The sequence below is a fragment of the Sphingobacterium bovisgrunnientis genome, from assembly GCF_009829085.1.
GTDB lineage: Bacteria > Bacteroidota > Bacteroidia > Sphingobacteriales > Sphingobacteriaceae > Sphingobacterium > Sphingobacterium bovisgrunnientis.
The window spans coordinates 1-442 of the sequence record NZ_WUQY01000144.1 but is presented as its reverse complement, the minus strand read 5'-3'; the positions used below and the strand labels follow the sequence as shown (position 1 = coordinate 442).

1 protein-coding gene is annotated in these 442 nt (G+C 40.7%); it reads left to right on the top strand.

The window, feature by feature from the left end; translation table 11 throughout:
- Nucleotides 1-106 precede the first annotated feature (106 nt).
- The coding region (locus tag GOQ16_RS17315; RefSeq protein WP_160070442.1) for a helix-turn-helix domain-containing protein at nucleotides 107-442 on the top strand (336 nt) is incomplete at its 3' end.

Here is a 442-nt window from a genome sequence, read left to right as displayed (position 1 = left end):
CATTTAATAGTTCATTGCGCTGGAGCATGCTGACCCCTTTGCGAGTAGTTTTTGTTACTTAGTGATCAAATAATTGGTATCACTGATTGCTGGAAAACCAAAACAAATGAGTCAAATAAAGCAATTAATTAGATTGTACCAAGGAGGAAGTGGGATAAAAACAATCGCTCGCATTCTTGGAATGAGTAAGAACACCGTAAAGTCTTATCTCAAAAAGATGGCCGATGGGGGCTTCAATACGGAGGAACTGCTCAAGCAAGATGATCCTTTACTGGAAAAATCTTTTCACGCGGGTAATCCTGCTTACAAAGCAGATAAGTTTGAATACCTAAAAAGCCGTCTGGACTATTATGAAAAGGAACTCAAGCGTACTGGAGTCACCAAACAGTTGCTCTGGCAAGAGTATATCGAGAGTGATCCCACTGGTTATAGCTATCCGCAG